The 16,960-nt window shown below is 46.6% G+C and carries 8 protein-coding genes; 1 reads left to right on the forward strand and 7 read right to left on the reverse strand.

The window, feature by feature from the left end; genetic code table 11:
- Positions 1–33 precede the first annotated feature (33 nt).
- The 7 genes from AABK40_RS15750 to AABK40_RS15780 all read right to left on the reverse strand — a co-directional run bounded on the left by AABK40_RS15750 (position 34) and on the right by AABK40_RS15780 (position 15,984).
- Positions 34–1,704, reverse strand: a complete 1,671-nt coding sequence (locus tag AABK40_RS15750; RefSeq protein ID WP_332921181.1) for a RagB/SusD family nutrient uptake outer membrane protein — start codon at positions 1,702–1,704, stop codon at positions 34–36.
- 26 nt (positions 1,705–1,730) lie between these two features.
- Complete coding sequence (locus AABK40_RS15755) at positions 1,731–5,075, reverse strand: TonB-dependent receptor (protein ID WP_338398086.1); 3,345 nt, start codon at positions 5,073–5,075, stop codon at positions 1,731–1,733.
- A 538-nt stretch (positions 5,076–5,613) separates the two neighbouring features.
- Complete coding sequence (locus tag AABK40_RS15760; protein ID WP_338398087.1) at positions 5,614–7,326, reverse strand: right-handed parallel beta-helix repeat-containing protein; 1,713 nt, start codon at positions 7,324–7,326, stop codon at positions 5,614–5,616.
- A gap of 271 nt (positions 7,327–7,597) precedes the next feature.
- Positions 7,598–9,145: a sulfatase-like hydrolase/transferase gene (locus tag AABK40_RS15765; protein ID WP_338398088.1), complete on the reverse strand. Its 1,548-nt coding sequence runs from the start codon at positions 9,143–9,145 to the stop codon at positions 7,598–7,600.
- Between the two features lie 5 nt (positions 9,146–9,150).
- A complete protein-coding gene (locus tag AABK40_RS15770; protein ID WP_338398089.1) occupies positions 9,151–10,365 on the reverse strand; it encodes a glycoside hydrolase family 88/105 protein in 1,215 nt (404 codons plus the stop codon).
- A 39-nt stretch (positions 10,366–10,404) separates the two neighbouring features.
- Positions 10,405–11,394 (reverse strand): FecR family protein, encoded by a 990-nt coding sequence (locus tag AABK40_RS15775; protein ID WP_338398090.1) that lies wholly within the window; start codon positions 11,392–11,394, stop codon positions 10,405–10,407.
- Positions 11,395–12,039: 645 nt separating this feature from the next.
- The gene (locus AABK40_RS15780; protein WP_338398091.1) at positions 12,040–15,984 is read right to left on the reverse strand and encodes a fibronectin type III domain-containing protein; all 3,945 of its coding nucleotides are present in this window, start codon (positions 15,982–15,984) and stop codon (positions 12,040–12,042) included.
- 413 nt (positions 15,985–16,397) lie between these two features.
- Between AABK40_RS15780 and AABK40_RS15785 the strand changes: the two genes are divergently transcribed.
- Complete coding sequence (locus AABK40_RS15785; protein WP_332921174.1) at positions 16,398–16,958, forward strand: NfeD family protein; 561 nt, start codon at positions 16,398–16,400, stop codon at positions 16,956–16,958.
- Positions 16,959–16,960 lie beyond the last annotated feature (2 nt).

Below are 16,960 nucleotides of genomic sequence, written 5' to 3' on the forward strand. Positions count from 1 at the left end.
GGGAAATCCCCTGCCCGATCAAAGTCTTATCAATTACCAACCAGGGTTTTGATTCAGTTTAGGGTTCAAATCACGTTCCTGCTGAGGGATCGGCCAGAAACCTCTTTTTGACTGATCAAAAGTTACCAGGAAGTCGTCCGCAATACCGCCATCACCTGTTGAAGGTACGCCCGCCATTGATGGCTCGCGCAAGGTGTAAGAAGTAACGGTCAACTGCTGATCGGCATAATCCAACCCACGGCGCAACACATCGAAGTAGCGATGACCTTCCATTGCCAGCTCTTTACGACGCTCCAGGTAGATGGCATCCAAGTCCACTGAAGTAAGGTTGTCCAATCCGGCACGGTTACGCACCATGTTCACATACTGAACAGATTTCGCGCTGTTGGCATCCAGGTTCAATTCCGCAGCCATCAAAAGAACGTCGGCAAAACGGATATAATGAATGTTCTGTGCGTAGTTGAATCGGTGATCGACATCAGTCTGGAACTCATAATGTGAGGTGTATTTGAAAGAGAAATAACCTGTATTGTTATACCCTACGCTCATCATGTTTCTTGGAGAGATCGAAGAACCTGACGCTACGGCCTCGTTGATCAGTGAATCCGCCGTGATGAAGGTCGCTGAAGAGCGCTTGTCATCCGCAGTAAAAAGATCTACCAATTCATGAGAAGGGATGTTATGTCCCCAGCCATCACGAATTACATTCTGACTTGCGGTGAAATCACGTGGGCCAGCCATGGTACACAAGAAGTTACCCAGGGCATCATCACGCCAAGCGCCGGAGATACCAGTATCTGAGAAAGGAATTTCGAAAAGGGTTTCCATTCCAAAGTTCCCTTTTTCTGTAAAGATATCCTTGAATTCTGGCTCCAAACGGGCACCTGAATTGTTGATGATATCTTCTGCCAAAGCGATTGCATCGGCTTTGGTGAAGGCTGGGCCTTCCAATGTTGGCAACTCTGCCGACTGGTAGTAACCCGTATAGAACATGTACATTTTCAGCAACTCAGCCTTGGCAGCCCATTGCGTTAAACGGCCAAGGTTACCACCCCCCATTGTTGGGGCCATCATATCGATAGCCTGCAACATATCCGAAGTAACCTGTGCGTAAGCCTGCGCTGGTGTTGCCTGCTCGATCTCTTTCCACTCATCTCCACGAGGCTGTGTAAGTATCAATGGAATGTTTTCATACACACGCAACAACTCATAGTAGTAATGTGCTCTGAGGAAAAGGGTTTCACCATAGAAATTCTCTTTGTCCTCGCGCTCGCGGTCTTTGAACTCAATCTGATCATAACGTTCCAGCAACACGTTTGCGCGGCTGATCCCACCATAATTCTTGGTCCAGAAATTCAGCGCCAAAACATTGGAAGCCGAAGGGTCCCCAAATCGGGAATCTCCAAATCTTACCAACGCCTTCATGTAACCACGGTCGGCAGCATCTTTGGCACCAACGTAGGCATCATCGGACTGCGAATCGAAGATCAGGTTGCCAATATTGTAATGGTTACCGTCCAATCGCTGAGAACGCAAAGGCTCATAAACCCCCATCAGGGCTCTGAAAGCCTCATCGCGGTTTTGGTAAAAAGAATCTTCTGTTTGTGAATCTGTTGGCGACAGGTCAAGGAAATCCGCACATCCTGACATTGACATCATCAGTAACAACAGCCCACAAGTGAATATATTTTTATATTTAGTCATGACAATTAACTTTAAAAATTCAATGATTAGAAGGATACATTAACACCCAAAAGGTAGGTTCTCGCTTGTGGGTAATTACCGATATCCAATCCTTGGTTTCTCCATGAACTCATCTGTCCAACCTCAGGATCAAATCCTGTGTATTTGGTGAAAGTCAGTAAGTTTTGTCCTGAAATATAGACACGTACACGCTCGGCGCCGATCTTAGCGGCTATGTGCTCTGGCAAAACATAACCAATCTGCATGTTTTTCAGACGCAAGTAGCTGCCGTCCTCTACGTGAACCATATCGTTAATTCGTGTGTAGTTCTGGTTAGGATCCTGCTGCGTTGCACGTGGGTAGCTGTTGGTAGAGCCTTCGCCTGTCCAACGTTCCAACGATCTTGACCAGTAGTTTTGTGCGCCCAAATGCAACTGACGGTTGATGTTCAGGATGCTTCCGCCCTGAACCCCTTGCCAGAACATCGAGAAGTCGAAGTTTTTATAAGAAGCATTGAAGTTGATACCATAGTTAAAATCAGGAATGTTACTTCCAAGATCCACATAGTCATCAGCACTGATCTCCCCATCACCGTTGGTATCCACAAAGCGGATATCTCCTGGGCGTGCGTCTGGCTGAATAGGTTGGCCGTCAGCATTCACATAATCTTCAATCTCCTGTTGGTTCTGGAAGATACCGTTGGTCTGGTAACCTGCAAAGAAAGGCAATGAATGACCAACCTGCATACGCGTTGCGCCATCGTATTTATAGAAGTTTCTCCAACCATTGATGAATCCGTCGGCGTTGTTGAACTCCGTTACTTCATTGCGGTTGAAGGCGATGTTACCACGGATATCAAAGTTGAAATCACCAGTGTTCTTGCGGTAGTTCAAGCTCAATTCAACCCCTTGGTTACGGATGGTACCGATGTTACCCATTGGGTTCGGCTGACCTACATAACCAGGAACAGGCTGCTCAGACAAAAGATCTTTGGTGGTCTTGTTGTAATATTCCGTAGTGAACATGAATTTATCATCCAGGAATCCCAAATCAACCCCAACGTTGGATTGCTCCGAAGTTTCCCATTTCAAATCTGGGTTGGCAGCACGGTTAACCACAATCACATTGATCGGTGTGCCATCAGGGCCCATTGGGTAGGCCAAAGCACCACCATTGTTGGCGTCCATCTGTCCAACAGTTGAAAGGAAGTTGAAACGACCGATCGCCTCATTACCTACCTGTCCCCAAGAACCTCTTACTTTGAAGTGGTTGATGATGCTGCTGTTGAAGAAGCTTTCATTGTGAACGTTCCAACCTGCAGAGATCGAAGGGAATACACCGAAACGGTTGTTTTCACCAAAGCGGGAAGAACCATCGTAACGAACGGTTGCGGTGAACATATAACGCTCATCGTAATCGTAGTTCACACGACCGAAATAAGACAACAGTCTGTTCTCCAGGAAGGAGCCGCCGGTACGCTGTGACTGATCGTTGGCACCATTATCCAACCAACCGGTGTTCCAGTCTGCTGGGTTAATATTGGTTCTGTACCCTGTTTGTGTCTTGATCGTGTTGTTGATCATCGATGTACCCAAAACCCCACCGATGGTATGTTTTGTACCGATGTTCTTATTATAAGTCAAAACGTTCTCCCACTGCCAGTAAGCATCTGAAGAAGCCGTTTGGCTTACCGAGTTCACCGGGTTCTGAATCATTGAACTCAAATAATTTACAGGGGTGTAATCTCTCCACTCCTGATTCTGCCATCTGAAACCAAAATCAGATTTGAATTCCAAACCTTCGATAATTTTTACTTTTCCGTAGAAATTACCCTGTACCTGACGGCTGAAGTTCTCATTGAAAGTGGTCGCATGCTTGGCCGCAGGGTTATACAATTCAGGCAACAAGCTCGAGATACCGTAGTAGTTACCGTTTCCATCGCGCACGGGGTTGTGTGGCAGGTTGTCGTAATCGCGGATATCACGTGGGTTGGTTACCGTATGCGGCGTTAATGGATCCAGCAAAGTAGACTGGTTCAATCCAGAATCCACCGTTTTGCGGGAAGTAGAAACGATCGACAAATTCTCCCCGAAAGTAATGCGGGAGGTGATTTTATGCTCTGAATTCATTCGCAGGTTGATACGATCGAAAGCTGACTGATCGCCACCGATGATACCCTGCTGACCGAAATATCCGGCACTGATGGCAAAAGTAGAATATTTGCTACCGCCCGTCATCGATACGTTATGGTTCTGAATCGGTGCATTTGGCGTAAATAAATGACTCTGCCAATCGGTATTGTTCTCAGGATTTTCGATCTGGTAACGTGAATACAATGGGTTACGTCCGTCATTGAAATTCACCTCATTCTGCATGGCCATATATTGTCGAGCATCCAGAACATCTACGGTCTTCCAGGCATTCTGAACACCATAATAACCATCGTAAGAAACCTTAATGGCTCCTTCCTGCCCTTTTTTGGTTGTAATCAAAACAACCCCGTTCGCACCACGAGAACCGTAGATCGCTGCCGAAGCCGCATCCTTCAGTACTTCCATCGACTCAATATCGTTCGGGTTTACATTGGCAATTGAAGTTACCACCAAACCATCAACAATATAAAGTGGAGAAGAATCTCCGTTGGTCCCGACCCCACGAACGCGGATCTGAACACCAGCACCTGGCGCACCAGAATTATTCATTACATCCACACCGGCGGTACGTCCCTGCAAAGCCTGATCCACACCCGAAACAGGCATTGCGGTGATCTCCTCAGGAGATACCGACGCAATCGCGCCCGTTACCACGGATTTTTTCTGAACACCGTAACCAACAACCACCAACTCTTCAAGCTGTGTAACGTTGGCACTCATTTTTACATCCACTACCGACTCGCGTGCAGGAATTTCCTGCGAGTTATACCCTACAAAAGAGTAAACCAACACATCACCAATAGTAACATTCTTGAGGGTGTACTGCCCCATATAATCAGTTACAGTACCTGTGGTTGTTCCTTTTACAACAATAGAAACCCCTGGCATACCTTCCCCGTCCTCATCAAGAACGGTTCCGGAAACATCAATGGTTTCCTGCTGTGCTGCCTTAGGAGCCGCAACTGGCGCATTGCTTTTTTGTCCCTTTTTCTTGATAGCGACATATTTGTCCACTACCTCATAGACTAAATCTGTCCCTTTTAACACATCGGTTAAAATTTCATCAACGGTAGCCTGCTCAAAATTGGCATTCACTACACGCTTGAGTGCCGGCTGGCTGTCCTCATAGAAAAAATAAAAGTCAGACTCCTGTTCAATGTATTGGATGATCTGTTCAATAGATATCCGTCTTTCCTTAATAACAAACTTCTTGTTGCTTGCATATTTACTCGATGCCATTGCTACGCTGCATTGTAGCAGGACCAAGAAAATAGTGCAAACAAGCCGAAGACTTCCGATCTTCATCTGCATAATTTCATTAATTGTATGTCGAAATGTCGCCATGTGATTAAAAATAAAATCAACTTTAAATAAAAAAATCACTAACTGAATAAATGTGAGTAGTCTAGAAATACCCGCTTCACTACTTTAATCCTATCCCGACAAAATACCCTACATCCACTTCCCTATTTTTAAAGACTTTTTTTATTTCACCCCCAGATTCTTTGCCTTATTAATCAGCCTATTAGTATTAAAGAAGAAACATTATTTATATATCCCATAGCGATTAATGCAATCGATTGTCAAAATGAAGGTTTTCCGGGGTCAATCTTAATGATTTGATATTTTTTCAGGATTGTAAAAAAACAGGGACAGGGCACAAAAAAAGCTGACGAAATAAATCATCAGCTTTAGAAGCGTGTTTAAAATTTACCCTTGTACTGTAAAGTTTAAGCTTTAAACACGCCCTGAGAAAATTAGTCGAAAAAGGCAGGGCTTATAATGCCCGATTTTGCAGCTGCAAATTCCAGTCGGCATGAATACCAAAAAGCATCGGCTCGCTGCCGGCTTCAAAAGCCCCCATATCCGGACCTTTACCCGAAAAGTGATCATTGAAATTCGGAATCACCACCCCCTGATCGTAACCGGCACTTTGAGGATCCAAAGCATATTCCCCTGTTTTATTGGTTGCGCTGTAAACGGGCAAACCATGCAGTCCATTTTTCTCGCTGCCGACTCCGCTCACAATGTTGCCACTGTATAAATCATAGTCGAAATCATTGGTCGGGTCCATTGTTCCCTGCTCCCGCACACTGTGATTCCCTTCACGAACATGGATAATATTATTCCTTGTCGTGATGTATGACTGTACTTTGGTTGGGCTTGTGTAGAGAATCCCTTCGGAAGCACCGGCGGTTGCCGAGCCAATTTTCCAGGGAGTGGCAGGCTGCAACAAGGTATTATGATAAATAAACAAGCTGCCTTTGGATGTTGCCAACTGCTTGGGCTCAGAACCGATCTTCACGAACGCGCCACCGTAGTTGTATTTTTTTGTAGGGTAAGGCGCACGCTGCGAGAAATTCACCACATTGCGGTAAAGGTACATGGGCCCAAGGGATTGGGTCGCGAGACCAAAACTGATGAAAGAATGATCGATATGATTTCCGAAAATACGGACATTCATCCCGGAGCCTTCCGCCTCAATGGCATCATCATAACAATGCGAAATGTTGTTGGCATAAATATCACTGTCGCGGTTTGGGAATCCCCTGAAGCTGAAGTTTCTCCACTCCCCCATTGAATCGTTGAATTTATGATCCTCATCAGAATAGATGTCATTGTATCGGATGATATGGTACCCCTCGGAATCCTCGAAGGTAATGCCCTGTGGTCCTTCCGGATGCGTTCCCGGCGTTGGCAGTTCCCAGCTGTTGGCGGAATAGGTCGGGTGGTGCAATTTATTACGCTGAATCACGGTGTGCGACAATGCTGGAGATTTGGAATAAATGGCTGAATTGAAATTCTCGCCATAGCCCTTGAGTTTACCTTCAGTAACCGCACGGCCCCAGTCCGAGATGTCACATCCTTCAATAACCACATGGTTCACTGCACCCAGTGCCACGCCATGAAGGTTGGCGCCTTTCATCGTTACGCCACGCAAAATCACATAAGAAGCATTGATTTCCACATTGTGACTCACCTGCTTATTGGCAGATAGAAGGGTGTTTTCCTGTGCCTGATAAACCACGTAACCTTCTTTTTCAGAGCCGCCCTCGGTAATCTGATAAGTACCACTGATGGTTTCGTTGGGTAAATTGATGACACGCTTGACCTTGAATTCCTCCGAACGGGTTTTGGTGTTCACCGTCGCCTCTTCACCCGATGCAAGCGTCAGGCGCACCTCGTAGGAGGTATCAGGTTTCAGGTTGACAATACTGCCCCTATATTGCATCGCATGTTCGGGAGCCTGCTGATGATCGATGGCATCGAACCATAAATCCGAAGCCGGAAGCCACTGCTGTGTCCCCTGCTCGCGGAATTTTACGGAACAGGGATTATCCTGTGCCCCGGCTTTGGGTTTCCAGTACAAGCCCAGATTATGAAAAGTGGGCACAGCTTCAATGCTTGCCAGTTCCTGAGCAGGTTTTGGCGAACAGCACAATAGTGCGCACATGGCCACCAAAACGAAAAATGAAATGCGGATTTTCATGGTTTAAAAATTTTGCTTCATGACCTCAACAGCTGCCGGGTCAAGAAAATTTGGACAAAAAAATAGCCTTTAAACGCTTTCACATCCGTAAGCGCGCCTAAAAGCTATCCCAAAACGTTAGCATTGATTATCATAAATGCGGACAGGGCCTGTGGCGGTGCTGATCGGCCTACTGCCTAATCATGTCGAAAAACTGATCATTTTATTGCAGTTTCCCAACCCCCTTTTACCCACAGGCAATTCTGCGCATTATCGTATTTTACTGAAGAAATTAAAGGGCGTTTTCATAACCGAATTTCAGCGGGTAACCCGCAGTTTTCGTGCGCATAATCGCTTTTAACTCTTCGATTTTCTCCGGCATTTGCTTGGCAAGATTCACTTGCTGACCCGGGTCCTGCTTCATGTTGAACAATTGATAGTCATCAGAACGTCCAATTTCCATGTTTACGTGGTGATAAAAAGATTCCCCCTTTTGTGGTGGGATCATCAGCCAGTCACCATGACGCAACGACAGGCGGTATTCTGCTTCAAGAATCAGGTTATCGCGTCCTTGTGCCACTTTCCCCAATAAGGCATCCATAACATTTTCACTGTCTGACTGCTCATACTGAATACCGAAAAGGCTCCCGAATGAGTTCAAAAGGTCCATCTGACAAACCAGTGCGTCTGAGGTTCCAGGCTTCACCATCGAAGGTGCCCAAACGATGAACGGCACGTGTGTTCCTGCATCATATAGGCTATACTTCCCTCCTCGGCGGTCGGCCCAAGGCTTATGGTTACCTACTTTTTCTACGGCCATATCTTTGTATCCATCATTCAATACCGGTCCGTTATCACTTGAAAATACAATGATGGTATTGTCTGCAAGACCTTCTTCCTTCAATGTTTTCATGAATTCACCAATCAACCAATCGGCTTCCACAATCACGTCCCCGCGAGGGCCCAAGTCCGTTGCTCCGGCAAATTTAGGGTTAGGAATACGTGGAACGTGTGGCTGATGCAATGCATAATACAAAAAGAAAGGTTCCTCTTTATGTGCTTTCATAAAATCCTGTGCCTTGCCCAGAAAGTTCTCTCCCATATCTTCATCAATCCAAAGCGCTTTCTCGCCCCCTTTCATGAAACCAATACGAGGAATTCCGTTCGAGATGCTGTTATTGTGGCCATGTGACCATTGCATTTTCAGCAATTCCGGATTGTCAAGCCCCGTCGGCTGACCTTCAAAATTTTTGTTGTAATCGACCTGAATAGGGTCATTGGCTTCAAGCCCAACCACAAGCCCATCCTCCACAAAAACGGTAGGTACGCGGTCGTTGGTCGCTGCCATAATATAGGAATAATCGAAGCCCACTTCATTGGGGCCCAGATTGATTTTCTTATTCCAATCGATTGTACCATCACCTAAACCCAAATGCCATTTTCCCACAGCACCCGTCGCATAGCCAGCCTTTTTGAACATCTTCGGCAAGGTTTCCTGAGTGGTTGAAACAATCAATGGGGCATCGCCAGGCAATACCTCCGCATTTTTGTTCTTCCAAGGGTAGCCACCAGTTAATATTCCATAACGGCTTGGTGTACACGTTGAAGAAGTTGCGTAACCATTGGTAAAACGAACGCCTTCATTGGAAAGCTGATCGATGTTTGGGGTCGAAAGAGCTGTCGCACCGTAACAGGATAAATCTCCCAGTCCGAGGTCATCGAGATAGATGACCACCACATTAGGTTGGGCAGACTTTTGGGCTACCTGCGTATCTTTTTGACAGGAGAATCCCAGTCCTGCGAGTAAAATCACAGGAAAATATTGTCTTATGTTCAGCATGTTAATTATTGGTTAATAGTATTGTTTTCCATTAAGGCTGCAGCACACCAGATCATGGCTGCCTGCCCGTGTAAATCTCCACGAAGGCGTGGGCGTGTCAGGTAATGGTCACGGTCCGGGTGCTTGTTGGTGCCGCAGCAAATTTCTCCGAGTTCACCATTTTCATCAAGGTGATTCACCAGTGCCATCCAGCCATTGCGTGCCGCTTCACCATATTTTTTCTTGCTCAGCCAGCCATTCTTTACGCCCAAAATCATGGCGCAGGTGAACATGGCTGTTCCAGAAGTTTCCTCGAAAGTATCCGGGCCATCAATCAGCTGGCGCCACATCCCATTATCCTCCTGATATTTGGCCAGTGTTTTCATCATCAGCTTATAACCTTCCATAATTCGAGGTCGGTTGGGGTGATCAGCAGGCAATTCCTTCAACACTTCAGACATCCCCACGGCCATCCATCCATTGCCTCTTCCCCATAGGTATTTGGCTTTTGGTGCATGGTGAAAAAGGCCATTTTCCAATTGAATCTGATCCAGGTAAAAACACATTTCACGTGCGGCGCGATCCAGGTAAGCAGGATCTTTGGTCGCCTTATAGGCACGTGCCTGCAAAGAGGTGATCATGAACATATCATCGAGCCATAGTCTTGTTTGCCAAGAGTAACCCATCTGATCATATTCCTTTTCCTTCTCCGTAGCATCAGGTGGCAAGGTCCACTGCTCAGTGGCATAACTTAGCCCTACTTTCAAATAGCGTTCGTCAGGTTTATTCAAATACAGTTGCAACGGAATCGCCCCAAAAACATTATTGTCCACATGGTTGCCTATCGGTTGCAAATATTTGTCTGTGGTAATCAGCGGCTCAAACCGCTCGGCAAGAGCCGTCAAATTTTCCTGATCTCCCGCAGCCTCGCTGTACCATAAGGCACCGAGCCACACGCAAACTTCAGGGTAGCCGATCATGCGGGGTGTTTTTTCCGGTGGAGGCGTTCCTTCCCACTCCACGTACATGCCACCGCCCTGACGCTCCCAATACAGTTGCTGCAATGGGTTGATGTTCCCATACCAGGCGTATTTGGTTTTCAGATAATTCCCGACAAGCTGATCCCCGACCGTTTTTGGGGAATACTTCCCTGAAAAAGATTCCAGATCATATTTCTTCTGCGCACTCACGATGGTGGAGAAGAAGAAAAATATTAAAAATAAACTACCAAACCTCTTCATCAAAAAATCATATATTTATACAAACAATATGTTTACTATTTATTCAAAAATAATCAGTGTGACCCCCTTCTTATTCTTAATTTCATACTTCAGATCCGTCGATAATGAAATCGCCTTTACGAACTGATCTATTGGCTTAGATTTCACAATTGTTCCAGTGATCTGCTTGTCGTTCAAGGCATCATCCTGAATCACGAATTTCACATCAGGGTACCAGCGTTCTACCAACTCCCCAATATTACTCAGGCTCTCCTTACGGAAGGAAACCACCCCTTCTTTCCATTGTGCAAACCGCTGCGCCTCACTGACTTTTCTCAGCGAATATTTTCTATCATCAGGACTGAACTTCAGCTGTTCAGCAGGTTTAAGCACGGCTAACTGATGCCCTGACTTATCTTTTACGCCCAAGCTTCCGGTAATCAAAGTGGTAATCACCTCGCGGTCGCTTTCATAAGCATCGACATTAAAAGTAGTTCCATAAACCACCATGTCTGCCGATTTGGTATCGACCACAAACTGGTGCTTTTTATCTTTGGCAACATCGAAATAGGCTTCACCAGACAAATGCACCCTTCTTTCATTGTTATGGAAAAAGTCGTTGGCATATTTCAGGCTCGAACCCGAATTCAGGCGTACTGTTGAGCCGTCAGGTAATTTTACACTGACAATCTGCCCCGGTTCAGCAAAAATTTCCGAATACAAAACCGCCTGTTGCTGTATATTGCCCATCAGTTGCCAGGCCAGCATGCCTAACAGGCAAAAAACAGGCACCAATACGGCGGCCACACGGCCCACAGACCAAAAAGGCTGAATTTGTGGCTGTTGCGGTCGTTTTTCCATCAGGCGATCGAATTGCTGTTGCAAAACGGCTTCGTCCATACGTTGCTGCTGCCCCTGCGAAAGCGCATAAGCAATTTTCAGCTCTGAAAACCGCTTTTCATTTGATGCAGAAGCCCTTAACCAATCCGATATCTCTTGATCGAAGGGCACTTCATCTGCTATATATTTTAATAATTTCTCCTCTGTCATTGGTCAATTGGATTAAGAATAAATAGGTCAGCACTACTGAAATCCACGAAGTGCCAAAAACCCTATATCAAGCATTAAAAATATTGTAAAAAGCTTAAAAAAGGGCTTTTCACATTTTTCATCTCCTGCTGAAACTGCAAGGAAAACACCTGCTGTCTGTCAGCTCCTGCATAAAAAACCCGGGCTGCTCGCACCATTTAGAAGGGCATCAGGCTAAAATATATTTTGCAGTCAGGTGGCGATCATGGATTTCAAAAACTTTCTGTTTTAAATTAGCACACACTAAAAATGAGGGCAATCATGAGGCTCCTCTTTAAAAATAGGCCCTGTTCCGAGGCTTTCTTCTGCCCCAATTTTCATCATCCCAAGATGACGACTTATCCATAAATCATCTGTTTTCATAGTCACAAAAATTGAATCAATAAAAATAAAGTCGATAGGTAGGTTGCTCCAAAAGGCGGTTATAATTGTATAAATAATAATCACTAAAATTACATTTACACTATATAAAGGTCGATTTAATAAAAAACCCTATACCTTAAAACAAAAAAAGCAATAAAATTTCTTAAAGAAATTTTATTGCTTCTTGCGTGTTCAAAAACACCATGATCATTTCAAGGGCTATTCCGCCCTGTTACGGCTCTTTTACTGAATCAGTATACGGGAGGTCCAATGGCTATTTTCACTTTGAATATGAATAAAAAATAAACCTTTTAGGCTTTGCGGAAGGGATTTAATATGATATACTCCCTTGACCCACCGCTCCTTACGACCTTGCCACTGCAGGCGTCCGGTAAGATCGAAAATCTGAACCCTGCCCTGCGTCATGGCCGGTGCAATAATGGTCAGTTCACCTGCTATTACAGGGTTGGGGTAAAGTTTAATATCGGTATGGGCCGCATCATTGTCCAGTGGGGGATTTTCCTTCACTTCAATAGTGCATGCATCCGTTTGCTCACCATCCACTGTCATGATGGTAACCGTTGCCTGCCCTTGCGCTATGGCCTGCACTTCGCCAGTAGCGCTCACCGTCAGCACAGACTCATCGCTACTCGACCAGCTCACGCCCTGCTCGGTGGCATTTTCAGGTGTCAAAATATAGGTCAGCTGGTGCATTGCCCCAACTTCCAGCAATTCCGCCGGACATTCTTCCAAAGCCACTGCCGTTACGGGAATTGAGCCAACTGCAGTTGTGGCCTGTATCAGGTTCGAATAATAGGAACTTCCGGTACCGTTATATGCCTTGATCCGGTATTCATAAGTGGTTTCTGAAAGGAGGTCATTATCTGTATAATTGTCGGTATCCGCCGTAAGGGCAGCGACCTCTTCAAAAGCGCTGTTCAGTGTTCTTCTTTCAATACGGAAGCCTGTTTCATTGTCTGCATTATCGTACCACTGAAGTGCCACCTGCTGAGGGCCGCTGGTGGCCATTAAGTCTGAGGGTGGTTTCGGTGCGCCAAATGGCGGTTCCACGAGGCACTTTCTTCGTATCGCCACCTCATCAATCCACACGTTCGCCGTGTTGTTTCCGAGGAAAAAATCAACCCGCACATTGGTGGTTTCCGTTGGCGGTGTAAACTCGAAAGTGTATTGTTCCACCTGTGTGGTAATGGCTGTAGGCTCTTTCAGGAAGCCCGTCCAGGGCGGAGCGGCAATAAATACATTGGTTTCGATATTTCTCGCCTGTTCTGCTTTGGCCAGAAAGGTCAGCCGGTAGGTTACCCCACCCTCCAGGTCCGCCGTCAGTGGACTGAAAAACTGAATTTTCTGGGGGCCGTCCCCCGCTTTTTCAATTTCAATGAAAGCGGCTTCTTCGCCAGACATCTGCGCATCATTCACCACGCGAAAGGTAGAGGCGGTCAGCCCCTCCTCCTCTCCTTCATTGTATAGCACCCAGTCCTGAATGTCGAGCCGAAATTCACCATTGCTCACCAAAGTGGAGCTTGCACAGGCTTCGCCCTCGAGGGTGGTGGCAGTGCTTTCATTACTGAAAGAGGACTGCCCGCCAGCATTAAATGCATACACGCGGTAGGTGTAAGCAGTTTGTGGTTTCAGCCCCTTATCGGAGAAAGACGTGACGTTGGCACTGCGCACCCCGACCTGCTGAAAATCACCACCGGCCTCTTTCCGCTCAATGCGAAAACCGGACTCATTGGTGGCTTGATCGGTCCAGCTGAGGTTAATTTGCCCAGCCCCAACCGCCTGACCTTCGAGGTCTTTGGGCGCTTCCGGTGCATCAGGCAATGGCCCCGCATCTTCTATTGGGCGTTTCCATGACCCGGCCCCTGCGGAACTGATCCATACATGCCGTTGCCCATTTACATCTGCCGCCATGCGCGCCGAAGTGAAGCCTCCGAAGTATAAATTATCCGTCCACTCCTCCCACGCTACCGAGGCTCCGGCGATGGTTCCTTTGTAAACACCATAAGTTTTTTGCTGACGGTGATCGTAATAACAGACGATGATCTGATCGTCGTAACCCACAATTCCTCCTTTACTGGTAAATCGGTAATCCTGCGCCACCTGCGCATACCACGAAGGCTCGTTGATCGTTTTCACCAATTGGCGATCAATCACTTTGGTCCAGCTTTCGCCTTCATCAAGGGAAAGTACCCCAATGTAATTGCTGCCATCGCTACCGGTTTCTGAAGAAGCCCCGAAGTAAAACACATAAACCTGTCCGTTGTACTCCCAGGTGGTTACTTCGGCGTCCCAGCTTGAGCCGTTATAAATTTTCGTCCAGGTCCAGTCTTCAAGTCCTGCGCCCGTTCTTTCTCCTTTATAGACCCCCTGACTTCCCGTGCTTCCATTCAGGTAAACAATATCGGGATTGGTGGGGTGTGGGGCGATTTTCTTTACACTTTTGACATTGTTCAGCACCCCGTTGGAGATTTTAACCACATTGGCCACTCCCTCTTCCATGGCCTGACCGAGGTCATCGACCATAAACATGCCCACATTGGAGGCGAACATAAATACCCGTTCGGGCTTGGCAGGAGAAACCTCCACATCGCGTAAAACATTATCAGCACCGCCCGTAGGGAGCCCCCCTTTTTGCTCGGCACCGCCGGCGAGAAACACCCATTCATCGTCAGGGGAATGGGTGGTGAGCTTTTTGCCGTAAAGGCGCCCATCGCCAATCCCGATCGCTCCGCCATAACCTTCGGTCATTTGCGCAAGCACCGTCGGGGTACCGTCGGCATCGCCAATGGTAACCGCCTGCACATCGGATAAATTCTGCCCCTTACTGCCGCCACCGCTTGCCCGATGCCATACATTTGACCACGACACACCGCCGTCCCAGCTTTCCATCGGACCGTTGTCGCCCTGCCCCTGAATCACATAATTTTCATGTACTGCAATATCATAAGAGTAGGTGCTTTCCGTTCCACGTCCCTGATAGCAAGGCCACAATGAATTCCCCCAGGTAGGAGCCTTCACCATAATATCGTAATTCGGAATGCTGTATTTATTGTTCCAGCTGTAGGTGCCATTGGCATAATCCGCCGAGAAAATCGTCTGATTGGAAGTGGACCACACCGCACGGTCCCAGTTCGCAGGGGTATAATGAACATAGCGCGGGTTCGGGTCTGCAATGTCCCATCCGTTATCATACCCTTCATGCCCATCCCAGATAATTTCAAAACTGTATGTGGCACTGTTGCCGGACCAGTCGAAAGTGGCTTCGTGCAGTCCGCTTCTTGTTCTGCGGAGGCTCAAAAGAACCTTATGCTGATTGCCCGTAGAACGGGGATCTACCTCAGGGTACCAGAAATCGAGGGCTTTCACCCCCTCCGACGCCTTGATCCAGCTGTCGGCAGTAACTTCTGCAGTGGGGGTAGCAAACAGGTAACCGTTGTTTCCGCTGGTGAGGAATACGGCATAAAGTTTGGTGCCGTCGGGGCTTAAAGCAATCCCCTGATTTTTGGCTACACCTGCGGGTTTTGTCAGTGCCGACCACGTAGCCCCGCCATCGGTACTTTTGAAAATCCCCTGTGCCGTACCCATATACACTTGCCCTTGGTTTTGAGCATCATATAAAATGGTAAACACATTCCTGTCCTGGCTATTGCCAGTATACTGCACCACCTGCCAGTTTTGACCGCCATCAGTAGAGCGAAAAATTTCACCGTTCCCCGTGGTGCCCATGCCAAACTGATTCGCGAAATCATAATCATCGCGCCAGCCAATACCTGCGAGGATATTGTTTTCGTTGAAGGGGTCCACGGCAATGGCTCCCACGGACTTTTTCCTGCTGATTTCCACCAGCTCGGAACTGTTTCCGCCATCATTGGAAACTTCGAGCCCGTAAACGGTCCCGACGTATATTTTCTCTGTATTGCCAGGCGTGAAGGCCACCGAATACACCCGATTTTGCTTCAAGCTGCCCTTGGGGTGCCAAGACTCCCCGTTGTCGGTGCTTTCATAAATCCCTTCCATATCGGAAGCCAGCAGCAGATGATTGGGTGTGTTCGGACTCGGCACAACATCCTGTACTTGTCCGCCGGCACCTGGGTTAATCGACACCCATTGTGCCTGTGCATTATAAGTGCTGATCCACAGCAGTAAAAAAAGTAAATGATACTTCATAGGTCTAAAAAATTTCTTTCCCTACAAGGTGTGGATCGTCGGGGAAATATGACTGATCATTTATAATTTCAGAGCAAAAAGCAGTGCCCCGTAACTTGGCACCCGTACTGCGCTAAATAAGCTCAAAAAATGCACTTAAAGGCCTCCAGAGGCTATTCTCAATCTTCTGAAATATAAAAAGCAAAAATTCAGCAGAAACTTAAGGCGCTGTTACCTTTAGAAATTTGAAGCAACAAGGGCGGTATGAAGCGTGATTAACGGAAGGGCTATTTGCCACCATTCCGCGAGAGGATGAATTTATTGGTAAAAATGAAATTGCATTTAATAATGAAAAAAATTATTTATACATTGTAAAAAAAATAGAATAAGCTTATTTTTTTATTGTAAACATCTCAATTATTTAACCTGAAATTATGGAAACCTTTGAAATGCTACCTGTGGTTTTAAAGTCTTTTTGGTATGTTGCTATTCCATCCAGCCTGATTTTTTTGATTCAATTTGGCATGTCATTTATTGGTGGTGGCGATGATTTTGACCTGGAGGTGGAAGCCGAGGCAGAGGTAGATTCTGACGACATTTCGCTGGTAAGTTTCAAGAGTCTCCTGCATTTTATCCTTGGGTTTTCGTGGACAGGAATTTCCTTTTACCACACCATCAACAGCCTTGCCCTGCTGATATCCCTTTGCGTTGTAGTAGGGATGATTTTTGTTTACAGCCTGTATTATTTAATCAAGCAAATGCACAAACTTGCTGAAGACAATTCCTTCAGAATTGAACACACCCTCTTTCAGCATGCCGAAGTCTATTTACCCATTCCCGCCCAAAAAAATGGGGTGGGAAAAGTGCTCGTTACCGTGAAAGGGTCGTGCCGGGAAATGGACGCCATCTCCGTTACCGACCAAATAGCAGCGGGCACCCAAGTGAAGGTGGTGGCTATTGAAGATGACTCATTATTAATTGTTCAACCCTTATAATT

The organism is Persicobacter psychrovividus (assembly GCF_036492425.1).
GTDB classification, from domain to species: domain Bacteria; phylum Bacteroidota; class Bacteroidia; order Cytophagales; family Cyclobacteriaceae; genus Persicobacter; species Persicobacter psychrovividus.

Excerpts from the sequence above, each read along its gene's own strand:
- AABK40_RS15750 (WP_332921181.1), bottom strand. The coding sequence starts at position 1,704 with ATGACTAAATATAAAAATATATTCACTTGTGGGCTGTTGTTACTGATG.
- AABK40_RS15755 (WP_338398086.1), bottom strand. The coding sequence starts at position 5,075 with ATGGCATCGAGTAAATATGCAAGCAACAAGAAGTTTGTTATTAAGGAA.
- AABK40_RS15760 (WP_338398087.1), bottom strand. The coding sequence starts at position 7,326 with ATGAAAATCCGCATTTCATTTTTCGTTTTGGTGGCCATGTGCGCACTA.
- AABK40_RS15765 (WP_338398088.1), bottom strand. The coding sequence starts at position 9,145 with ATGCTGAACATAAGACAATATTTTCCTGTGATTTTACTCGCAGGACTG.
- AABK40_RS15770 (WP_338398089.1), bottom strand. The coding sequence starts at position 10,365 with ATGAAGAGGTTTGGTAGTTTATTTTTAATATTTTTCTTCTTCTCCACC.
- AABK40_RS15775 (WP_338398090.1), bottom strand. The coding sequence starts at position 11,394 with ATGACAGAGGAGAAATTATTAAAATATATAGCAGATGAAGTGCCCTTC.
- AABK40_RS15780 (WP_338398091.1), bottom strand. The coding sequence starts at position 15,984 with ATGAAGTATCATTTACTTTTTTTACTGCTGTGGATCAGCACTTATAAT.
- AABK40_RS15785 (WP_332921174.1), top strand. The coding sequence starts at position 16,398 with ATGGAAACCTTTGAAATGCTACCTGTGGTTTTAAAGTCTTTTTGGTAT.